Source organism: Pseudomonas meliae (genome assembly GCF_001400515.1).
GTDB lineage: Bacteria > Pseudomonadota > Gammaproteobacteria > Pseudomonadales > Pseudomonadaceae > Aquipseudomonas > Aquipseudomonas amygdali.
In genome coordinates this window covers 1,420-4,669 of record NZ_LJQT01000287.1, presented here as the reverse complement: position 1 = coordinate 4,669, position 3,250 = coordinate 1,420, and the positions used below count along the sequence as shown (strand labels likewise).

The 3,250-nt window shown below is 61.2% G+C and carries 3 protein-coding genes and 1 pseudogene (1 of these 4 cut by a window edge); 3 read left to right on the top strand and 1 reads right to left on the bottom strand.

The genetic code is table 11. The features are described 5' to 3' along the window. Positions 1-29 precede the first annotated feature (29 nt). Entirely contained in the window at positions 30-227 is a 198-nt protein-coding gene (locus ALO64_RS13380) for a heavy-metal-associated domain-containing protein (protein ID WP_002555529.1), read from the bottom strand. A gap of 146 nt (positions 228-373) precedes the next feature. Between ALO64_RS13380 and ALO64_RS13375 the strand changes: the two genes are divergently transcribed. From ALO64_RS13375 to cueR, 3 genes and pseudogenes are all read left to right on the top strand, one after another. Beyond that, a complete protein-coding gene (locus ALO64_RS13375; protein ID WP_002555530.1) occupies positions 374-754 on the top strand; it encodes a hypothetical protein in 381 nt (126 codons plus the stop codon). Between the two features lie 69 nt (positions 755-823). After that, positions 824-3,022 carry a heavy metal translocating P-type ATPase gene (locus ALO64_RS13370; protein ID WP_044345591.1) on the top strand — a complete coding sequence of 733 codons (2,199 nt, stop codon included), beginning with the start codon at positions 824-826 and terminating at the stop codon, positions 3,020-3,022. Further along, positions 3,019-3,250, top strand: a pseudogene (gene cueR, locus ALO64_RS13365) (Cu(I)-responsive transcriptional regulator) (it continues 193 nt past the right edge of the window). Before ALO64_RS13370 ends, cueR begins: the two are co-directional and overlap by 4 nt.

Genomic DNA, 3,250 nt, shown 5'->3' with positions numbered 1-3,250 from the left:
AAATTTCTGACAGTCTCCCCTGACCCGCGTCATGCCGGCTGCGCCTGATAACCCTCTTCGCTGATCAACCTGACGATCTGCTCGGGTGACAGACTGCTTTGCACCTTCACCTGCTTGCTGGCCAGTTCAATCTGAACATCAGCGCCTGGGTCATCGTTCTTGATCGCTTGAGTCACCGCGCGAACACAGTGCCCGCAGGTCATGCCTTGAACATTGAATAACTGCATGGTGTCACTCCCTCATTGATGGATAGCGAGCATCTTCAACCTTGTCATCGTGGCAAGGTCAAGTTTCTGTTATCGCTGCCGGGCTGGTATTCGAGCTGATCGTGAGCCAAGCTGACTCATCAACGTTTACATCAGGAGTATCAGCGATGCGCTGGTCAGCAGTGAGCCTCTTCAGCATTCTCGGTTTCTTGGCTATCGCACCCGCCACTCAGGCCGATCAGGATTACGGCATCCTGATCATTTCCCGAGAGCGCCTGGAAGTCGCGACCTCCTGTGAGATCGGCATCTATGTGCAGGACCGCCTGGCCGGAAGGCTTTTTCAGGAGGACTCGGTGTCTTTCAACCTGCCTCCCGGTGAAGTGTCGATAAGACTGAGCACCCTGCGGGGCACCGTGGTGGGCTGCGAACCGGGAATGGAAGCGCCGCGCAGCACCAAGATCCAGCTCCGCTCGGGCGATATCCTCAAATACCGTATCGCCGCGGACCTGAACGGCATGTACCTCAAGAAAGCCGACCTTAACTATTGATTCGCGCTTGACCTTGCCCATGTGGCAAGGTTGATCCTTGCAGGTATCCAGCCTCAGGGAGTGATTCACATGCAACAAACCACCACCTTCGACCTGCCGATCAGCGGCATGACCTGCGCCAGTTGCGCGGGTCGGGTCGAGCGTGCTCTGGCCAAAGCGCCGGGGGTCAACAGCGTGACGGTCAACCTGGCCAATGAACGCGCCCATGTAGACACCGCAGCCCAGACCGATCCGCAAACCCTAATCGACGCCGTCAGCCGTGCCGGTTACAGCGCGACGCTGGTTGAGGATCGCCACGCCGAAGCTGACCAGAAAGCACGCCACCTGCACAACGAACGATGGGCCCTGCTGTTGGCCATCGCGCTGGCACTGCCGTTGATCGCGCCAATGTTACTGACGCCGCTGGGCGTGCACTGGATGCTGCCCGCCTGGGCGCAATTCGCGCTGGCGACACCGGTGCAATTCGTTCTGGGCGCGCGTTTTTATCTGGCCGCCTGGAAGGCCGTGCGCGCCGGCGCAGGCAATATGGACCTGCTGGTCGCCATCGGCACCAGCGCGGGCTACGGCTTGAGCGTCTATCAATGGCTGAGTGCTGCACCCGGCACCACGCCGCATCTGTATTTCGAAGCATCGGCGGTGGTTATCGCGCTGGTGCTGTTGGGCAAATACCTGGAAAGCCGCGCCAAGCGTCAGACGGCCAGCGCCATTCGTGCCCTCGAGGCACTACGCCCGGAACGCGCGCTGCGCGTGGTCGACGGCCTCGAGCAGGACGTCGCGATCAGCTCACTGCAGCTTGGCGATCAAGTGCTGGTCAAACCTGGCGAACGGTTTCCTGTGGACGGCGAAGTGGTCGAAGGCAGCAGCCATGCCGACGAAGCGCTGATTACCGGTGAAAGCCTGCCGGTGGCCAAGCAGGCGGGAGACAAGATCACGGGCGGGGCCATCAACGGCGAGGGCCAGTTGCTGGTGAGAACTACAGCGCTGGGCGCGGAAACCGTTCTGGCACGCATCATTCGGCTGGTCGAAGACGCTCAGGCGGGCAAGGCCCCGATCCAGAAACTGGTGGATAAAGTCAGCCAGGTGTTTGTACCCACTGTACTGGGGATTGCCTTTTTCACGCTGGCAGGCTGGCTGCTGGCTGGAGCCACGCTTGAAGTGGCGCTGATCAATGCGGTCGCTGTATTGGTGATTGCCTGCCCCTGCTCTCTGGGCCTTGCGACACCTACAGCGATTATGGCCGGAACCGGCGTGGCGGCGCGCTACGGCATTCTGATCAAGGATGCAGAGGCACTGGAGCGCGCCCACGCTGTGGATGCCGTGGTATTCGACAAGACCGGCACGCTGACCGCGGGCGCGCCGCGCATCACCAACATGAGTGCGGTGTCGGGCAATGAAGAACACCTGTTGCAACTGGCGGGCGCACTGCAACGCGGCAGTGAACACCCATTGGCCAGGGCGGTGCTCGATGTGTGTCATGAATGGCAACTCAAGCTCGATGCAGCCGAAAACAGTCATGCCCTCAGCGGCCGGGGCATAGCGGGCACCGTTCAGGGCCGGGAGCTGGCGCTGGGCAATCGACGCCTACTGGATGAAAGCGGCCTGCCCATCGGCGAACTGGCCGAATCTGCGCGTATCTGGGAAGCCGAAGGGCGAACGCTGTCCTGGCTGATCGAGCAGGCCCCGGAGCCGAAGGTCATCGGCATGTTTGCCTTTGGTGACACACTCAAGCCCGGAACGGATCAGGCGATCAGGGCGCTGAACGCATGCGGCATTACCAGCCATCTGCTGACCGGCGATAACCGTGGCAGCGCTCAAGTAGTCGCCAAGGCCTTGGGGATACACGATGTACATGCCGAAGTGCTGCCTGCCGACAAGACGGCCACCGTCACCCAGCTGAAAAACCATCATGTGGTTGCCATGGTCGGTGACGGCATCAACGATGCACCGGCGCTGGCGGCTGCGGATGTGGGTATTGCGATGGGCGGCGGAACGGACGTCGCGATGCATGCAGCAGGCATCACCCTGATGCGCGGCGACCCGCGACTGGTTCCAGCGGCGCTGGACATCAGCCGACGGACCTACGCAAAGATCCGTCAGAACCTGTTCTGGGCATTCGTCTACAACCTGATCGGTATTCCCCTCGCGGCGCTGGGCTACCTCAACCCGGTACTGGCTGGCGCGGCCATGGCGCTGTCCAGTGTCAGCGTGGTGAGCAATGCGCTGCTGCTGAAAACCTGGAAACCACGTGATCTGGAGGACACGCCATGAACATCGGTCAGGCGGCGAAAAGCAGTGGCTTGAGCGCGAAGATGATCCGCTACTACGAGTCCATCGGTCTGCTGCAAGCGGCACATCGCAGCGACAGTGGCTATCGCCTGTACAGCGCCGACGATTTACACACGCTGGCGTTCATCAAACGCTCGAGAGACCTGGGGTTCTCGCTGGAGGAAGTCGGCAAACTGCTGACCCTCTGGCAAGACCGCCAACGCGCCAGCA